Source organism: Phycisphaerales bacterium AB-hyl4 (assembly GCA_041821185.1).
Classification (GTDB): domain Bacteria; phylum Planctomycetota; class Phycisphaerae; order Phycisphaerales; family Phycisphaeraceae; genus Natronomicrosphaera; species Natronomicrosphaera hydrolytica.
This window is the reverse complement of the sequence record JBGUBD010000003.1, coordinates 140,622-158,321: the sequence shown is the minus strand read 5'-3', so window position 1 is coordinate 158,321 and position 17,700 is coordinate 140,622. Positions and strand designations below refer to the sequence as shown.

General features: G+C 64.8%; 15 protein-coding genes. 6 read left to right on the top strand and 9 right to left on the bottom strand.

Annotated features, from left to right (window positions below):
* Positions 1-78 precede the first annotated feature (78 nt).
* Positions 79-1,032: an N-acetylglucosamine-6-phosphate deacetylase gene (locus ACERK3_05300; GenBank protein ID MFA9477708.1), complete on the top strand. Its 954-nt coding sequence runs from the start codon at positions 79-81 to the stop codon at positions 1,030-1,032.
* A gap of 15 nt (positions 1,033-1,047) precedes the next feature.
* Here ACERK3_05300 and tadA read toward each other — a convergent pair whose 3' ends face one another.
* Positions 1,048-1,638 (bottom strand): tRNA adenosine(34) deaminase TadA, encoded by a 591-nt coding sequence (gene tadA / locus ACERK3_05295; GenBank protein MFA9477707.1) that lies wholly within the window; start codon positions 1,636-1,638, stop codon positions 1,048-1,050.
* Between the two features lie 32 nt (positions 1,639-1,670).
* Here tadA and ACERK3_05290 point away from each other — a divergent pair, with 32 nt between their 5' ends.
* Entirely contained in the window at positions 1,671-2,312 is a 642-nt protein-coding gene (locus tag ACERK3_05290; protein ID MFA9477706.1) for a Fe(2+)-trafficking protein, read from the top strand.
* 3 nt (positions 2,313-2,315) lie between these two features.
* Positions 2,316-3,332, top strand: coding sequence for a Gfo/Idh/MocA family protein (locus tag ACERK3_05285; GenBank protein MFA9477705.1), 1,017 nt, complete (start codon positions 2,316-2,318; stop codon positions 3,330-3,332).
* A 54-nt stretch (positions 3,333-3,386) separates the two neighbouring features.
* Here the strand turns inward: ACERK3_05285 and ACERK3_05280 are convergent, their stop codons facing one another.
* Together ACERK3_05280 and ACERK3_05275 are read right to left on the bottom strand one after the other, a co-directional pair.
* Positions 3,387-6,812, bottom strand: coding sequence for a hypothetical protein (locus ACERK3_05280; GenBank protein ID MFA9477704.1), 3,426 nt, complete (start codon positions 6,810-6,812; stop codon positions 3,387-3,389).
* Between the two features lie 92 nt (positions 6,813-6,904).
* A complete protein-coding gene (locus tag ACERK3_05275) occupies positions 6,905-7,504 on the bottom strand; it encodes a DUF6655 family protein (protein MFA9477703.1) in 600 nt (199 codons plus the stop codon).
* 283 nt (positions 7,505-7,787) lie between these two features.
* Here ACERK3_05275 and ACERK3_05270 point away from each other — a divergent pair, with 283 nt between their 5' ends.
* Entirely contained in the window at positions 7,788-8,495 is a 708-nt protein-coding gene (locus tag ACERK3_05270) for an HAD family hydrolase (protein MFA9477702.1), read from the top strand.
* Here ACERK3_05270 and ACERK3_05265 read toward each other — a convergent pair.
* The 5 genes from ACERK3_05265 to obgE all read right to left on the bottom strand — a co-directional run bounded on the left by ACERK3_05265 (position 8,469) and on the right by obgE (position 12,686).
* Entirely contained in the window at positions 8,469-9,614 is a 1,146-nt protein-coding gene (locus ACERK3_05265; protein ID MFA9477701.1) for a GTPase, read from the bottom strand. The two genes, ACERK3_05270 and ACERK3_05265, sit on opposite strands and share 27 nt — an antisense overlap.
* Positions 9,611-10,084, bottom strand: a complete 474-nt coding sequence (locus tag ACERK3_05260; GenBank protein ID MFA9477700.1) for a hypothetical protein — start codon at positions 10,082-10,084, stop codon at positions 9,611-9,613. The genes ACERK3_05265 and ACERK3_05260 overlap by 4 nt, the downstream gene beginning before the upstream one ends.
* A gap of 66 nt (positions 10,085-10,150) precedes the next feature.
* On the bottom strand, positions 10,151-10,618 hold the full coding sequence (locus ACERK3_05255; protein ID MFA9477699.1) for a hypothetical protein: 468 nt from the start codon (positions 10,616-10,618) through the stop codon (positions 10,151-10,153).
* Positions 10,619-10,757: 139 nt separating this feature from the next.
* Positions 10,758-11,534, bottom strand: coding sequence for a type III pantothenate kinase (locus ACERK3_05250; GenBank protein MFA9477698.1), 777 nt, complete (start codon positions 11,532-11,534; stop codon positions 10,758-10,760).
* A gap of 99 nt (positions 11,535-11,633) precedes the next feature.
* Entirely contained in the window at positions 11,634-12,686 is a 1,053-nt protein-coding gene (gene obgE, locus ACERK3_05245) for a GTPase ObgE (GenBank protein ID MFA9477697.1), read from the bottom strand.
* Between the two features lie 171 nt (positions 12,687-12,857).
* On the opposite strand from obgE, the gene alaS reads away from it, so the two are divergent.
* Positions 12,858-15,680, top strand: coding sequence for an alanine--tRNA ligase (alaS, locus tag ACERK3_05240; GenBank protein ID MFA9477696.1), 2,823 nt, complete (start codon positions 12,858-12,860; stop codon positions 15,678-15,680).
* Between the two features lie 47 nt (positions 15,681-15,727).
* Positions 15,728-16,960, top strand: a complete 1,233-nt coding sequence (locus ACERK3_05235; protein ID MFA9477695.1) for an LL-diaminopimelate aminotransferase — start codon at positions 15,728-15,730, stop codon at positions 16,958-16,960.
* A 49-nt stretch (positions 16,961-17,009) separates the two neighbouring features.
* Here the strand turns inward: ACERK3_05235 and cyaB are convergent, their stop codons facing one another.
* Entirely contained in the window at positions 17,010-17,627 is a 618-nt protein-coding gene (gene cyaB / locus ACERK3_05230; GenBank protein MFA9477694.1) for a class IV adenylate cyclase, read from the bottom strand.
* Between the last annotated feature and the right edge of the window lie 73 nt (positions 17,628-17,700).

Genomic DNA, 17,700 nt, shown 5'->3' with positions numbered 1-17,700 from the left:
TCAAATCGTGATGCAAGGTAGCATTATGTACTGATCCAGCACTAACAGCCGCCGATACGCAACCGAGGACTGACCGCCATGCCCGACGCCAACGACACCTCCGCCGGCTACATCGACCTCCAGGTCAACGGTTACGCCGGCGTCGACTTCAACCACGACTCGCTTACCCCCGCAAGCCTGCGTCACGCCTGCGAGCGCATGCGGGCCGACGGCGTCGAAGCCTGCCTGGCCACCATCATCACCGCCCAGCCCGATGCCATCGCCCGCCGGCTCGCTCGGCTCGCTCAATGGCGCGAGCAAGACGAACTGATCAAGTCCGTCATCCGCGGCCTGCACATCGAAGGCCCCGCCCTGAACCCGGCCGACGGCTTTCGTGGGGCCCACGACCTCCAGGCCATTCAACCCGCCAGCGTCGACCTGTTCATGCCCCTGCTCGAAGCCGGCGGCGGACTCGTCCGCATGGTCACCCTCGCGCCGGAATACGACCCCGGCATGGCCACCATCCGCCGACTTTCGCGAGAAGGCTGCCTCGTCTCGGCGGGCCATTGCGATGCATCGCTCGACCAGCTTCGCGAAGCCATCGACGCCGGCCTTCGGCTATACACGCACCTGGGCAACGGCTGCCCGATGAACATGCACCGTCACGACAACATCATTCAACGCTGCCTCCACCTCCGCGACGCGCTGACCATCTGCTTCATCGCCGACGGCGTGCATGTGCCCTACGTCGCGCTGGCGAACTACCTCGCGCTGACCGGCGACGAAGGCGCGGTCGTCGTCACCGATGCGATGGCCGCCGCCGGCCTCGGCCCCGGCAACTACACGCTTGGGCATTGGGAGATCGAAGTCGGCGAAGACCTCGCCGCCTGGGCGCCGGGCCGGGCACACCTCGTCGGCTCGGCGATGACGATGCGTCAAGCCCACGCAAACCTGCACGAACACCTCGGCCTCGACGCGCAGCAGATAACTCGACTCACGCGCACCAACGCCGGCCTGCTGCTCGATGAAATCGAAGCAGCGAACGTTAAATAAGGACCGTCACGCTCGTCATCCCAACCCGCCCGGCCGTGGCTTGGGCGGCTTTTCGCGCCCGCGCCGGGCTTGAAAAAAACGCTGCAACATCGCGGCACAGTCTTCCGCCAGCAGGCCGCCACGCACCATCAGCCGATGGTTGAAACGTGTGTCGGTGCACAGATGGTAGAGCGTATCGACGCAGCCCATTTTCGGGTCGGTGCAGCCGTAGACGAGTCGGCCCATGCGGGCGTTGACCAGCGCCCCGGCACACATGGGGCACGGCTCAAGCGTGACGTAGAGGGTGCATTCGTCCATCCGCCACGTACCAAGCTGCTGCGCCGCGGCGCGCATCGCGAGCAGCTCCGCGTGGGCGGTCGGGTCCGCGTCGCTTTCCCGCCGATTGTGGGCCCGCGCCAGCACGACGTCGCCTTGCACGATGACCGCCCCGACCGGCACTTCGCCCATCGCGGCGGCGCGGTCGGCCTCCGTGAGCGCGAGGCGCATCATCGCTTCGTCATGGTCGGGATTGGCGGGAATAAGGTCAACCACAGTGCGGGCAAGTGTAACGGCTGGCCCCGGCTGCTGAAACGAGCCAGCCAAAGCGATCGCAATCGCGGTTTTCAACTCGCGTCCATTCCGCCTATGCTACGGGCACTATGGCAACACTCGAAGAACGTATCGCACAATGGGAACAGATGGCCCGCGAGGCGCCGGATGACATGGCCTTTTTCAGCCTCGGCAGCGCGTATCGCGAGGCCGAGCGATTCGAAGACGCCGACCGCGCCTTCGCCAAGGCCATCGAGATGAACGACGGCATGTCGCGCGCCTACCAGCTTCGCGGCCAGGTGCTCATCAAGCTCGGTCGGGAGGAAGAAGCCGGCGACCTGCTCACCACCGGCTACAAAGTCGCCGCCGAGCGCGGCGACGTCATGCCTCAGCGCGCTATCGGCTCCATGCTCGAAAAGCTCGGCAAGCCGCTGCCGGAAGTTCAAAGCGCCGAAGAGCGCAAGGCCGAGGTCGAATCCGACGACACCGTCCTCGACCGCCGCACCGGCCAACCGCAGCAACGCCTCCCCGACCCGCCCATGCGCGGCCCCGTGGGCAAGTTCATCTACGACCACTTCGGCCAGGAAACCTGGCGCACCTGGATCGGCCAGGGCACGAAGGTCATCAACGAACTCCGCCTCGATTTCTCCAACCCGCAGCACCAAGACGTCTACGAACAGTACATGCTCGAATGGCTCCAGGTCACACGCGAGGAAGTCGACGAATACGCAAAGCAGGCTGAACAGGAATAACCCATGCCCCAGGTCGCACTCGTCGGCGGTGCTCACATTCACACGCCCAACTTCGTGAAAAAGCTCGCAGAGACCGAACACATTGTCACGCGGTACGTGTGGGATCCCGACCGCCGGATCGCCGAAGCTCGGCAGGATGTCACGGGCGGCGATGTCGTCGGCGACGTCGACACCATCTGGGCAGACAAGAGCGTCGACGCGGTGGTCATCTGCTCCCAGACCGACCTGCATGAAGAACTGGTGCTCGCCGCAGCGCGAGCGGGCAAGCATATGTTCGTCGAAAAGCCGTTGGGCATGGATGGCACGGACGCCTGGCAGATGGCCAAAGCCATCAACGACGCCGATGTCATCTTCCAAACAGGCTACTTCATGCGAGGCAACCCGCAGATCCAGTACCTCCGCCAGTTGCTGCAGGAGGGCACGCTCGGCAGGATCACGCGCTATCGTCTGAGCAACTGCCACAGCGGCTCGCTACGCGGCCTGTTCGACACCGACTGGCGCTGGATGGCCGACCCTGACCGAGCCGGCTGCGGCGCGTTCGGCGACCTCGGCACGCACGCGCTCGACCTGCTGCTCTGGCTCACCGAAGACGACGCGGTCGAGTCATGCACCGGCCACGTCGACGTCGCGGCCGCCCGCTATGGCAACCAGTGCGACGAGTTCGGCGAAGGCATGCTCCGCTTCCGCTCCGGCGCGATCGCCACCCTCGCGGGCGGGTGGGTTGATGTCGCGAACCCCAACAGCCTCGAAATCTCCGGCACGGAAGGCCACGCCCGCATCACGCACGGCGAACTCTTCCTCACCACCAGCAACCTGCCCGACGCCGACGGCAAATCACCCTGGACCACCGATCTGCCCGATGCCTGGCCACATGCGTTCGACCTGTTCCTCCAGGCGATCAACGGTGACGACAATGTCCCGCTCGTCCGCGCGGACGAGGCAGCATTGCGGTCGAGCATTATGACCGCGATCTACCAGGCAGCCGAGCAGCAGACATGGGTCACGCCGAAAGTGGGATGAGCCGATTCGCGGATCGATGATTGACGATGGTCGCCTGCACGCCGACCTCGATCTTCAGTCGGCCTGCCGCTGGTGGGGCGTCTCGCGAATGCCCAGTACACGCCGTACCGCATCAAACACACCGCGGAACGGTACGACCTGTGGCGTATCCGGGTTGTTGATCCGCCCCGTCAATCGCACTGTCGTCGCGTCGGCCTGCAACGCGGTGAACGCCTCGTTGAGCACCTCAAGCACCTCCACGTCCGGCAGCGGCGCCAGCGACAACGACGCCACCCCACGGAATCGGCTGTCGAGCCCTTCCCACATATCCATCGCCCGCCCGCTCAGCCGAATCGCCGCACCGCGGTTGTGATACAGAAACCGCTCGATAAGCACAGTCCCTTCCTCAAAGCGGAACGTGCCTTGCCCTCGGCCTTCCGGCTCTCGGCCGATCAACGCGATGTTCAACACGTCATACAGCACGGAGATAAGCGGAATCGTGCCGATGTCGGAATCGCGCAACGTTACCGACCCCGTGCCGAACACATTCTGCCAATCATGCACGGGCGTCGACAGCGATACGTCCGCACTCAGTCGGCCGAGCAGCGGCGCTTCGTCCGGCCGAAGCGTTTCGCTGATCATCTCCATATCCAGATCCGTCAGCCAACCCGACGCGAACACAAACTGCTCGCCCCGATGATCGCTCACCCGCCCCCATGCACCGATCTGTCCGCCCATCGCTTCGAACATCAGGTTCTGCAACACCAGCCGATCGCGATCGATGTACACCGTCGCCCGGCCGTCGCCGATCGGCAGGTCCTGCAACCTCGCCTCCGACGCGGAGGACACCAACTCCAGTTGCAACGGCCCCAGCGCCCGCCCGCTATGCGTCGGCGCAACCGTGATCGACCCGCTCAACGACCCCGACATCCGCCGCAGCACAGGCAGCCACAACTCCAGCGCCTGCGGCTGAAGGTCGTCCCATCGCACGTCCAGGCGGGCCGTGTTCCAGATGTCGTGCAGGTCGACCTGCCCCTCGCCGCCGATCGTTCCTTCAAGCGTCTGGCCCGACAATGAATGCAGACGCAACATCGTGCCATCCAGCCCCGCGTCCAATTGCACCTGCCCGATCGCCAGCCCGGCACTCGCCAGGTCCAGCGCCAGTTCCACCGACGCGTCGCCGACCTGCTGCGCCGCGTCGACTTCGCCCCGCACGCGGCCGTTCACCCACGCGTTCAGCCGACCGTGTGGCACCGCCTGTACCGGCCAGTCGTCAAAGCTCAATCCAAACCGCAGTCGGCTCGGCTGAGCCAGATCCACCATCACCTCCCCACGCACGCGCCCATCGCCCTGCTCCAACAACAAATCACGAACCGACGCACGACCGTGACGCAACACCAGCCGCCCCGTCACACGCTCCGCTGCCAGCGGCGCACGCGCCAGATCGCGCACCATAAACTCGCCATCCACGCGCATCCGGTTCAGCCCACGCTCGATGTCCTCCGCCTCAAGTGACACATCCATCCGTCCCACTTCCACGTCAAGCGCGGGATCAACCAATCCGTCAGCCAACGTCAAATCAACGTCCGCCGCGTCGACAAACACGCGCGCCCGCCGTTCGTCCATGCCATACATCGCCCGCACCTGCCACTGCCCGCCAAGCCATTCGACCGCGTCCAACTCGAACGCCGCCGCCTCCTCATCCGCGCGAGCCCGCACTTGCAGCTCAATGTCGCCAAGCTCGTCATGGTGTACCTTCAGCCCCTCGGCCAGCAGCCGACCCTCCGCCCGCACGTTCAACGGCTGCACCGTGCCCCGCGCCACCAACTCACCCACCACATTGCTCGCCTCCACCAGCGGCAATCCGTTATCGCCCAGGTGTATCGGCATCTGCCGTAGACGCAGCGTCGCCTGCAACGGCTCAGGCTCGGCGAACGCGTAAAACCCGCTCGCCTCCAACGCCATCCCCAGCGTCTCCACCTCCACCTGCCGCAACTCCGCCCGCTCCGCATCGCCTCCCACCACCAACCGCAAACGCGACACCGGCGGCGCGGGCGCAGGCAACGGCAACGACTCGCCCACGAACTCAGCCGACCACTCGCCATCCACCCAGTCGAACACACCATCGCCCGCCAGTCGCGTGGCCGCGCCGGGCTCGCCCAACTCAAACTGCGTCAGCCGCACCGATCGCTCATCCGTCGCGAAGCCAGCGGTCAGCTCGGCCAGGCGATAACGCTCGCCGCGCAACTCGTATCGCATCTCCCGCGAACGGATCGTGCCCAGCAGGTCGGCGTATGTTTCGCCCGATGCGTTAAGTTCAATCACACCATCCCAGTCGCCGAATTCGCTATGCCCGCGTGTGCCGACCGTCGCCTGTACGACGCGCCGCGCCGGTCCGCGACGCGAAAGCTGCACGTCCAGCTCGCCGCCATGCGTCACGCCATTGGGAAACGCAAGCCGGTCCCAGGTCGCGCCAAGCTCGCCGGTAAGTGTTTGCAGGTCGATCTGCCCGCGCACGAGCGCCCGGCCGTCAAAGCCCGTGAAGCGCACGTCCTGTAATTGCACATCCGTTTCGGTGACCAGCAGCCGACCGCCGACCATGTACACCGGTTCGGGCATCGCGGGGTGGTCGAGGCTCATCGCCAGCGACGTCGGCTCAAGCACGATCGTCGGCGTGTCCGTTCGGCCGAGCAGTTGCGCACTGCCGCTAAGCCGCGCCGCCGCGATCGACGCTTCGCTCAGATGCAACGTGCCCCGCACCTCGTCGCTCGTAACGCGCCCACGCCATACGCCCGCCAGCCGCGAATTCGTCGGCTCGCCGATCAGGTCATCAACCAGCGCCCGCTCCGGTGCGAAATCGAAGCTCACCTCATGCGAAAACGGCGCCGCTCGCGAAAACCGCGCCGACACATCGCCCACACGCGGAATGTCCACGTCCAGCACATACGCCAGCGGCGGCCGACGCTCGCCCGTAATGCGAACCCCCTCCAACTCAACAACATCATGCTCCAGCCGATCCAGCACCAGCCGAGCGTTGCGCAGCTCAAGCTCAGGAAGCGGCAACGGCCCGATCGGATCGCGCGGCGCATCGGGGTCGCCCGCCAGGTTCGCCGCCAGCACCTCCTGCACCTGCTGAAGATTCCACACCCCGTCCTGTCGCTGCACCAGGTGCACGACCGGCTCTTCAATGAACAAGCTGTCCACGTTCACACTGCGCAACAGAACGATGCGCAACAACGCCGTGTGCTTCAACCGCAGCACCGACGCTTCCAGAAACGGGTCCTGATCCAACGGCAGCGACACGCGAATGCCCTCGGCCTCGGCGTGCCCCGACCACCGCGCCCGCAGGCGGTCGATTTCCACCTCCAGCCCGAGCGCTTCCTGCAACTGCGCCACCACCACCCGCCGCGGCAGATCGCTGACGAGCACGGCCTGCACCGCCACCGCCACCACGACCACCGGGGCGACGAGCACCAGCAGCACAATCACGAGTCGTCGCATACTTCAACAGCCTTCTGACTTCGCTCGCCAAACCGCCGTCGCCGGCCGGGGGATTGCAATCGCAGACCAGTACAACACTGCAAACACGCAAACTACTCCTCCGGCTCCACCGGCGGGATGTCGCCCGTCGTACGCGGCCCCACGCCGAAGAACCACCAGTCCTCACGCTCCGCCTGGCCGAGGAATGGACCGGAACTGGCAACCACCTCTCCGGTATCGCCCCAGTACGCCACAAACGCCACACTCGCGAAACTGCGCTGGCGTGTGTTTTTCAAAATCGCCAACTCCGGCGTCACAATCGAGCCCGTAGCCACTTCGTCCACACCCGTCCCACCCGCGGGAATCAACACTGGCGGCAGGCCCAGCAGATAATCGTAGCGGTCAACCCCAACCCCGTGCGTTCGAACTTCAAGAACAATCTGCCCCTCTTCACGCGACTCTGCCAGCCGTACGCCATTGAGCAGTAGATGCGACCGCAGTTCGCCTATGACGAGCGGTTTGTCGATCGAAGCGAAAAAGCGGTCCTCAATGTAAACCTGTCGATCTCGCAACGCCGCCGCAGACAGCTGCTGCACAGCACGCGATGCCGCCTCCGACAAGAGAAACTGCTCCGTCGCCGTCCGCGGCGGATCAGTCACACGCACCGCAGCGCACCCGCCCAGCGTCGGCCCGATCAGCACAAGCAGCAGCATGCTCCAGAGAGGCCCGGACCGCGGCCATCGATCGCTAACATGCAAACTGTGGGGCAAAACAAACACTCCCGACGACTCAGATCCGCCCGGCGATACGAACCGGGACGCTCCCCACTATACGCCATGCCGAGTCAGGGATCACCCCTAACCCCATGCATTTAAATAACGGAACCGCCTTCCCACCTGTGGCGGAGCGACTTCAGTCGCTCCGCTCCCCGTCCCCAATACGCCCCAACTCACCTTTCAAACCTCATCCCGACACCCCCCACGCTAAAATGACCGCATGCAACCGCACCACCTGATCCTCTTCGACATCGACGGCACACTACTCAACGCCCGCGGCGCAGGCGGACGCTCCATGCAGGCCGTCGCCGACCGACTCTTCGGCAACGAATTCACCTTCAACGGCATGAGCTTCTCCGGTAAGCTCGACCCCGCCATCTTCGCCGAGGCCGCGCATCGCAACCAGCTCGACGATCACGAAACCCACCACGACGCCTTCCGCGAAGCCTACCTCGAACAGCTCAAAGCCGACCTCGCACGCGACGGTCACCTCACCGTCAACACCCTCCCCGGCGTGCACGAATTGATCGACCACCTCCACCAACGCCAACGCGAACGCGGCGATGTCATCCTCGGCCTGCTCACCGGCAACTACGCAGAAGCCGCGCCACTCAAGCTTGCCGCCGCTCGCATCAACCTCGACTGCTTCAAAATCAACGCCTTCGGCGACGAAGGCCAAACCCGCCCCGACCTCGTCGCACTCGCCATGACACGCTACACCCAAACGCTCGGCCACCCGCCCGACCCGCAACGCATCATCGTCATCGGCGACACACCCCACGACATCGACTGCGCCAAGGCCCACCGCTGCATCGCCTTCGCCGTCGCCACCGGCCGATTCAACGCCCAAACCCTCCGCGACCACGGCGCGGACATCGTCGTCCCCGACTTCGCCGACCCCTCACCCCTGCTCCAACTGCTCCCGTAACGCCGGCGTAAACGCCCAGGGCCCATCCACCGCCAAGCCCCCCAATCCCAACACCTCCACCACCCGCCGCTCCAACGCCGACACCCCATCCCCCGTCTCCGCACTGATCCGCACCACGTCCCCCGCCTCCTCCCGATCCTCATCAAGGCAGCGCGGCTTCAGCCGCGCTGCCCCCACGCCCCTGTCCACCGCTCCCTCCGCCCCTTCCTGATCCACCTTATTCACCACCCACACATCCGGCTCGCGCGGCAGTTCCTCCCCCCCAGGCCAATCCCCGTCGACCTCCCGCATCGCTACCAGCACATCCGCGTCCCGCACCACATTCCACGCCAGCCCGATCGCCGACTGCTCCACCTCATCCGCACTGCTCCGCAGCCCCGGCGTATCAAACCAACGCACCGCGACGAATGAGTTTCGAGTTGGCTCGTTCTGCCTCAACTCGAAACTCGAAACTCGAAACTCGAAACCAATCTCCACCACCCCCGCCACCCAGTCGCGCGTCGTGCCCGGCAGGTCCGCCACCACGCTCATCGCCCGCCCCGCCAGCCGATTCGTCAGCGTACTCTTGCCAACGTTCGGCCGACCCACCACCACAACCGTCGGCGGATCAACCAGCCGATCCAGCACATCACTCCGCTTCAAAATCGCCGCCGCCGACTCACGATCATCCCCCAACATGTCTTGCCACCGCCGCCACAACCTCGGCTGCATGAGCAGCAACTCCACCGCCGCAGGGCTCGCCGCTCGCGCCATCATCGCCAGCGCCGCCGCCTCAACGTCACACGCCGCTTCCGGGTACAGCGCACGCGCGTCAGGCTCCGCCTCATACCGCGCCCCCATCGCCACCAGCCGAGCGATCAACTGCTCCACCACCCGCACCCCGCCATGCGGCATCAACTGCGCCCAGTCGTCTGCGAGGCAGACCGCGAGCCCTTCGTCGATCTGCTCGAACCGCACCAGCCGTACACGCCCGGCCTGCCAGTCCGATTGCCCCGTCAACCGACGCAACAGCGCGACCGCCTGTTCGCCATGCAATTGAATAATGCCCACCGCCCCGGGCTGGTTGGCCGTGGTGAGCGTGACAGTCACGTCGCCGATGGTCTTCGTGGTTGTGCTCATGCGGACTTGGGGGTCTGGTCTTTCGCGTAACGGCCGGGGTCGAGCGGGTCGCCGGTGGGCATATTGATCACCTGCACGATCAGCGCGGCAAACGTAATGAGGCTCGCCGGCATCAGCGACCCCGCCGCGATCGCCAACCCCATGCCCGCAACACCCATCACCGCCATCGGCACAAGCAACACCAGGTTGCCTCGCAGATAGCCTTCCGCCGCCACCGCGCCATCATCCAGCCGCCCGCGCTCGTACAACCGCCGCCGCACAAGGTAGCCCCCCACCGCCAGCACGATCAACAGCACCGCCCCCACTGCGTACAGCCCCCACGGGTGGCCCTCCGCCGGCTCCGGTGCAGGGCGATAGCTTACAAACCACACCGCCCCCATCCCGAAAAACAGCTGCACCACCAGCAGCCCCACCCACACGATTCGCACGATCCGTACCGCCCTCTCCGACGACAGCGATTCGCCTGCCATCACACACTCCCGGCCATCGGCGTTACGCAGCCTGCCGTGTAACGATAGCGACCCGCCCCGCCCCTGTCAGTCCCCGGTTCGCGCGAACTCCGGCGGATGCGGACGCATCGGCTCGCCCGTCGGAAAATTCACCGCCTGCAACAATATCGCCACCACCGCCACCAGCCCCGGCAGCAGCGGCCGATCGCTGATAAACATCATCACCAGCGCCGTCACCCCCGCCCCCTCCAACATGGCCAGCAGCACGATGTTGCCATTCACATACCCCGACGGCGCAACCGCATCGCCCTGCCACTTCGCCTTGTAAAACTGGTTGCGGGCGAAATACGCCGTCGGTGCAAGGACCACCAGCACCGCCACCGCCATCAGCACGAAAAGCCAATCCGCCCCGCCCGCCGGCGCCAGCTCATCCCCCGCCGTCAGCTTCACCCCCAGCAGCACCGCCCCCACCGTCAACTGCCCCAGCAGCAGCGCCGCCCAGATGATCCGCAAGTTCATCAACGCGCCGCGCTGCTCTTTCGTCAACTCATGCATCGACATCTCCCCAAGCCGCGGGCTGAGAAACGAAGTGTCGAAGCCCCGGATCAGTCAGAATCGCTGACTGCTGATTGCTAATCGATCCCCACGTCGCCGCAATCAGCGATAAGAAATCAGCAATCGGCAATTCAACGCCCTACTTCTGCTCCTGCTCCATCGCCACACGAAGTGTCACCGCCAGCCCGTTAAGCGTCAGGTCCGGCACCACCCGGTCCACCAGGTCATATTCACGAAACAGCAGATTCGCATCCCCCCCGCTGGCGATCACCGCCGGGAACCCCCCCGCCTTTTCCGCGTATCGCTCGACCAGTTCCCGCACCATGCCGCGCAGCCCGTGAAACACCCCGACGCGCATCGCTTCGACCGTGTTATGCCCCATCACACCTGTTGGCTTGTCGAACTCCACCTCCGGCAACTGCGCCGCCCGCTGGTGCAGCGAGTCGAGCATGAGCTGCGCTCCCGGCGCGATCGCTCCCCCATGAAACGTGCCCGCCCCATCGACAAAGTCCACCGTGATCGCCGTACCCGCATCAACCACCACGCACGCCTGCTTGAGCACGTCGTACGCAGCCGCCGCGTTCAGCAGCCGATCTTCCCCCACGATCGCTTCGCGGTCGAGTTGCCTGCCGATCGGGATCGGCATATCGCGCTCCACACGCAACACCTGCCGGTTCAGGTGCTTTGCAATCTGCGCTTCGATGCGCTGCGTCCCGGCCGGGTTCACTGACGACATCAGCACCACCGCCTGCTTGTTCTCGCGCAGCGGGGTGAACGCGTGCTCCATCGCTTCGCCCAGGTCGCCGTCACGCCGGTTCTCCAGCGTAGCCGACTCGACCAGCTTGTTATCAACGAACGCGCCCACGCGCGTTCGCGTGTTGCCGATGCTCACTGCAAGAAAGTTCAACGTCGCCATCAACACTCCCCGATAGTCATCTCGTCATCACGAACCAACAACGCCCCCGCCCCGACTAAAGCCCACGGATGCAGCGCAGCGAATCCGTGGGACATTACATCAATCCTCACCCGACTCCGCACGCGGCCAGCCATCAAGACGGTCCGCCGCCGATCCGCCCAACGCCGACCAGCAGGCCTCCAACAACGCATTGATCCCATCGCCGGTCGCGGAGCTGATGGGCATCACCTTCGCACCCAACACCGACTCGATCAACTCCACCGCCGTCGCCTGGTCCTCCGCCGCTTCGCCAGCGAGATCCATCTTACTCAATGCCACGATCTCCGGCTTGGCCGCCAGCGCCGGCGCATACGCCTCAAGCTCCCGACGGATCACACGGTAATTCTGCACCGGGTCCGAACCATCCATCGGCTCAAGCTCGATCAGATGCACCAGCACACGCGTCCGCTCGATATGACGCAAAAATCGCGTGCCTAACCCATGCCCCTCGTGCGCCTTTTCAATCAGCCCCGGCACGTCCGCCACCACCATCCGCCGACCACCCGACAGCTCCGCAATCCCCAACTGCGGCTGCAGCGTCGTAAACGGATAGTCCGCGATCTTCGGCCGAGCCCGACTCAACGTCGACAACAGCGTGCTCTTGCCCGCGTTCGGCTTGCCCACCAGCCCCACGTCCGCAATCGCCTTCAGCTCCAGCCGAAGCGAATGCTCCACCGCAGGCTCGCCCGGCGTCGACTGCCTCGGCGTCTGGTTCGTCGAGCTCTTGAAACGCTCGTTGCCATACCCCCCCTTACCACCTTCCGCGATCACGAACCGCTTGCCCACAGCGTCCAGGTCCACCAGCAGCTCGCCCGACGCATCGTCATACACCAGCGTGCCCGGCGGTACGTGCACCAGCAGGTCTTCTCCATTGCGCCCGTGCTGCTGCTTCGACGTGCCCGGCTGACCGCTCTCCGCATGCCAGTGATGCCGACCCGCAAAATCCAGCAGCGTGGTCACGTTCGGGTCCGCCACCAGAATCACCGACCCGCCATCCCCACCGTCGCCGCCGTCAGGCCCGCCCTTCGGGACGTACTTCTCCCGCCGAAAGCTGACGCACCCGTCGCCGCCCTTGCCCGACCGCACATGAATTGTCGCAGTATCAACCAGCATGCCGCGCAGTGTATACCGTTTAGCCGCGAAGCGCAGCGGAGCGCGGATTCTCCTCCCCCGATTACAAAGACCCTCCACTGCGTTTCGCGGCTAACCAGCGACGCTGCTATACTCCCCGACTACGATTCACCGACCAGAAAACCTCGAAAAAAGAGGGTTGGGAAGCCTGCCATGCCCGCCAGCAGCGACATCCGTCAACAATACATCGACTACTTCCGCGACAAGCACAAGCACACCTTCGTGCCCTCATCCCCCGTCGTCCCCCACGACGACCCCACGCTGCTGTTCACCAACGCCGGCATGAACCAGTTCAAGGACGCCTTCCTCGGCACGGGCACGTCCGGCGGCCGCGACTACACCCGCGCCGTCAACACCCAGAAGTGCATCCGCGCCGGCGGCAAACACAACGACCTCGAAGACGTCGGCAAGGACACCTACCACCACACCTTCTTCGAAATGCTCGGCAACTGGAGCTTCGGCGACTACTTCAAACGCGAAGCCATCGCCTGGGCATGGGACCTGCTCACCAACGTCTGGGGCCTCGACAAATCCCGCCTCCACGCCACCGTCTTCGCCGGCGACGAACGCGAAGACCTCGACCGCGACGAAGAGGCCGCCGCCCTCTGGAAATCCGAAACCGATATCGACCACGCCAACATCCACCTCGGCGACAAAAAAGACAACTTCTGGGAAATGGGCGATACCGGCCCCTGCGGCCCCTGCTCCGAAATCCACATCGACCTCACCCCCGACAAGACCGGCGGACCGCTCGTCAACAAAGACGACCCCCGCGTGATCGAAATCTGGAACCTCGTCTTCATCCAGTACAACCGCAACGCCGCCGGCCTGCTCACCCCGCTGCCTCAAAAGCACGTCGACACCGGCATGGGCTTCGAACGCCTCTGTGCCGTGCTCCAGGGCAAGTCGAGCAACTACGACACCGACGTCTTCACCCCCATCTTCAAAGCCATCAGCGACGTCACCGGTGCGCCCGCCTATGGCAGCAAGATGGACGACCCGGTCGACATGGCCCACCGCGTCATCGCCGACCACATCCGTTGCCTCACCTTCGCACTCACCGACGGCGCCCTGCCGAGCAACGAAGGCCGCGGCTACGTCCTTCGCCGCATCCTCCGCCGCGCGTTCCGCCACGGCCGACAAACCCTCGACCAGCGCGAGCCGTTCCTCTACAAGCTCGTCCCCGCCGTGGTCGACACGATGCGAGAAGCCTTCCCCGAACTGGCCAAAAACCCACAGCACGTGGCCGACGTGATCAAAGACGAAGAGCAGAGCTTCGCCCGCACAATCGACCGCGGCATCGCTCTCTTTGAAGATGCAGCGCAGCGCGGCGGCGACCGCATCCGCGCCGACGACGCCTTCATGCTCTACGACACGTACGGCTTCCCGCTCGACCTTACACAGGTCATGGCCGAGGAACGCGGCCTCGCCGTCGACGTCAAGGGCTTCAACAAACTCATGGAAGAAGCCCGCACGCGCAGCCGCGCCGGCAGCGCAGGCGGAACCGATGCTCGACAATCTCTCATCGAAATCGTCCAGCAACAGAAACTCCCCGCCACCATCTTCACCGGCTACGACCGCACACGCGACACCGTCACCACCGCCTGCCGCGTGTTCGGCCACCAGAACGCCAACGGTTATGAAACCCTCGATCAACTCACCAGCGGCATGCACGGCGCGGTCGTCATCGAGTCCACCCCCTTCTACGCCGAGTCCGGTGGACAGGTCGGCGACACCGGTCTCATCACCATCGACGACACGGACGTCCGCTTCCGCGTCGAAGACACCGTCCGCGTCGGCGACGCCATCTTCCACCTCGGCGAAATGGAAGAAGGCACGCTCAAGGCAGGCGACAAGCTCACGCTTCACCTCGTCGTCAACGAAGATCGCCGCCGCAAGATCATGGGCAATCACACCGGCACGCACCTGATGAACCTCGCGTTGCGCAAGCACGTCTCGTCCACCGCCGACCAACGCGGCTCACTGGTCGACGATGAAAAGACACGTTTCGACTACGCGCACAACGCCGCGCTCACCGACGACCAGGCCGACGCCGTCGAGCAACACGTTCGCGAGCAGATCAAAGCCGAGCTGACCGTGCACACCGACTACGCTCCGCAGGAAGAGGCGATGAAGATCAACGGCCTGCGAGCCGTGTTCGGCGAAAAGTATCCGCCGAAGGTTCGCGTCGTCTCCGTCGGTCCGGCAGTCGGCGATCTGCTCGCCCAGCCGGACAATGCCGACTGGCCGAAGTATTCGATCGAGTTCTGCGGCGGGACGCACCTGCGAAATTCCGCCGAGCTAGGCGACTTCGCCCTGATCAGCGAAGAAGCGGTCGCCAAGGGTGTCCGCCGCGTCACCGCCGTCACCGGCCAGGCCGCCGCCGACGCGCGACGTGAAGGCGAGCGTCTGCAACGCGAACTTGAAGCGATGCGCGACACCAGTGACGACGCCTCCCAACATCGCGACCGCAATGACATCAGCGAGATCATGCAGGAAATCAACGGCGCAACGCTGCCGCTGGCCTTGCGTCGTCGCCTCACCGCCGACCTTGCCGAGGTGCAGCAGAAGCTCAAGGAGCTCGACAAGCAGCGTGCCCAGGCCCAGTCACAGACCATCGCCGACGATGCCCGCAAGGTGGCCGACGAAGCGGACGACAGCGTCATCGTCGCGAAGTTTGACGGTGCGGACGGCACGGCCCTTCGCACCGCGATGGACGTCATCCGCAAGAAGCGCCCCAACGCCGCGCTGCTGCTGGCTGGTATTGAAAACGGCAAGGTCGCGCTGGTCGCGGCCGTGCCTGAGCCGTGCATCAAGCAGGGCCTGAAGGCCGGCGACTGGGTGCGCGAAGTCGCAAAGGTGGTCGGCGGCGGCGGCGGCGGCCGACCCGACATGGCCCAGGCCGGCGGCAAAGACCCGTCCAAGATCGAAGCGGCACTCGACACGGCACGCCAGTTTGCCGCGAGCAAGATGTAACCACAACGAAACGCAGATTTTTCCACGAATACGAGCACGAGTCAGACATGCGAATTAACGACAACTACCTCAAACTTAAAGCCGGCTACCTCTTCCCGGAAATCGCGCGACGCGTCAGCGCCTTCGCTCACGCCAACCCCGACGCCCAGATCATCAAACTCGGCATCGGCGACGTCACCGAGCCGCTGCCGGAAGTCTGCCGCGAAGCCATGCACGCCGCCATCGACGACATGGGCGACCCCTCCCGCTTCCACGGCTACGGCCCCGAGCAGGGCTACGCCTGGCTGCGCGAAAAAATCGCCCAGCTCGACTATCAGACTCGCGGATGCAAGATCGACGCTGACGAAATCTTCGTCTCCGACGGCAGCAAATGCGACACCGGCAACATCCTCGACATCCTTGGCAAGGGCAACACCATCGCCGTGCTCGACCCGGTCTATCCCGTCTACGTCGACACGAACGTCATGGCTGGCAACACCGGCGCCGCCAGTGACGACGGCAAGTACGACGGCCTCGTCTACCTGCCCGTCACCGCGGACAACGATTTCACGCCCGAGCTGCCGAAGCAGAAGGTCGACATCATCTACCTCTGCTACCCCAACAACCCCACCGGGGCCGTCGCGAGCAAGGCCGCCCTCAAGCAGTGGGTCGACTACGCCCGCGACAACGAGGCGATCATCCTCTTCGACGCGGCCTATGAAGCGTTCATCACCGACCCCGACATCCCGCACTCGATTTACGAGATCGAAGGCGCTCGCGATGTCGCGATCGAGTTCCGCTCCTTCTCCAAGAACGCTGGCTTCACCGGCACGCGATGCGCCTTCACCGTCGTGCCCAAATCGCTCACCGGCAAGGCAAGCGACGGCAGCGACGTCGAAGTGCACAAGCTCTGGAACCGTCGGCAGTCGACCAAGTTCAACGGCGTGAGCTACATTGTCCAGCGCGGCGCGGAAGCCGTCTATACCGACGTCGGCCGACAGCAGGTGGGCGAACTCGTCAGCTTCTATCTCGAAAACGCCCGCCTCATCCGCGAAGCCCTCTCCGCGCAGGGCATGAACGTCTACGGCGGCGTCAACGCCCCGTACGTCTGGATCAAAGCCCCCAACGGCATGACCAGCTGGGACCTGTTCGACAAGCTGCTCAACGAAGCCCACGTCGTCGGCACGCCCGGCTCGGGCTTCGGCGCCGCGGGCGAAGGCTACTTCCGCATCAGCGCGTTCAACAGCCGAGCGAACGTGGAGGCCGCCCTCGACCGCATCACCAGTAACCTGGCGGTGTGACGTACGGCAAACGAAGGCGTGAGGTTAACGAGGCTCGCCCCCTCGCGGATCAGTCCGCGGCAGCGGCGACGATCTTGTCCACCGACTCGGTCGGCCCGGTCGAGCCGTTGAAGCGGATGGCCTGTTCCTGCATCTGGTTTTCGCGGATGTAGGTCATCAGCATCGCGATGTAGCTGGCGCGGATCAACGGCGCTTCCTTGAGCCCCAACTGCTCGCGCACCGCCAGCACCGCTTCCTCGCTGCCGCCTTCGATCTCGATGAACTCGCCCAGGTATGGCAGCACGTCGATCTCGACGTGGCAATCGTTCAAATGCCACCGCTGCCGACGCTTCTCGAAGCTGAGCACCGGCGCGTAGCCCAGCGCCCGCAGCAGCGTGGCGGCCTGGCCTGGGTCGGACACATTGACTTCGCATTCGCTTCGGCTTTTCAGTCGGCCGTGGGCGCGCGGGCCCTTGTGAGTAATGGTCACGGTCCGTTGGCCGTCGGCGGCGACTTCCGTGCGAATGCGCAGCCCCTGGTCGGAGCTTTTCAAGCCGCGTTGGGGGGTGTCAAAATAGGTGTTAATCTCAAGCCACTCGGCGTCCACGCCGGCGTTCAGCTCTTTAAGCCGACTCTCTACCGCGGCGCGGTCGATCAGTCGCATTTTTGCTTCAATTTCAACGTTCAATGGGCCTTCTCCATGTGACATATTCAATTCTATGCACTCGATCATCGTCGACGCATGCGGGAACAGCGTCACG

Bases quoted from the DNA above. Each gene is read 5' to 3' on its own strand.
- ACERK3_05235 (MFA9477695.1), top strand. From the start codon at position 15,728: ATGCGAATTAACGACAACTACCTCAAACTTAAAGCCGGCTACCTCTTC.
- ACERK3_05255 (MFA9477699.1), bottom strand. From the start codon at position 10,618: ATGCATGAGTTGACGAAAGAGCAGCGCGGCGCGTTGATGAACTTGCGG.
- alaS (MFA9477696.1), top strand. From the start codon at position 12,858: ATGCCCGCCAGCAGCGACATCCGTCAACAATACATCGACTACTTCCGC.
- ACERK3_05260 (MFA9477700.1), bottom strand. From the start codon at position 10,084: ATGGCAGGCGAATCGCTGTCGTCGGAGAGGGCGGTACGGATCGTGCGA.
- ACERK3_05265 (MFA9477701.1), bottom strand. From the start codon at position 9,614: ATGAGCACAACCACGAAGACCATCGGCGACGTGACTGTCACGCTCACC.
- ACERK3_05300 (MFA9477708.1), top strand. From the start codon at position 79: ATGCCCGACGCCAACGACACCTCCGCCGGCTACATCGACCTCCAGGTC.
- ACERK3_05290 (MFA9477706.1), top strand. From the start codon at position 1,671: ATGGCAACACTCGAAGAACGTATCGCACAATGGGAACAGATGGCCCGC.
- ACERK3_05275 (MFA9477703.1), bottom strand. From the start codon at position 7,504: ATGCTGCTGCTTGTGCTGATCGGGCCGACGCTGGGCGGGTGCGCTGCG.
- ACERK3_05250 (MFA9477698.1), bottom strand. From the start codon at position 11,534: ATGGCGACGTTGAACTTTCTTGCAGTGAGCATCGGCAACACGCGAACG.
- ACERK3_05280 (MFA9477704.1), bottom strand. From the start codon at position 6,812: ATGCGACGACTCGTGATTGTGCTGCTGGTGCTCGTCGCCCCGGTGGTC.
- obgE (MFA9477697.1), bottom strand. From the start codon at position 12,686: ATGCTGGTTGATACTGCGACAATTCATGTGCGGTCGGGCAAGGGCGGC.
- ACERK3_05285 (MFA9477705.1), top strand. From the start codon at position 2,316: ATGCCCCAGGTCGCACTCGTCGGCGGTGCTCACATTCACACGCCCAAC.
- ACERK3_05270 (MFA9477702.1), top strand. From the start codon at position 7,788: ATGCAACCGCACCACCTGATCCTCTTCGACATCGACGGCACACTACTC.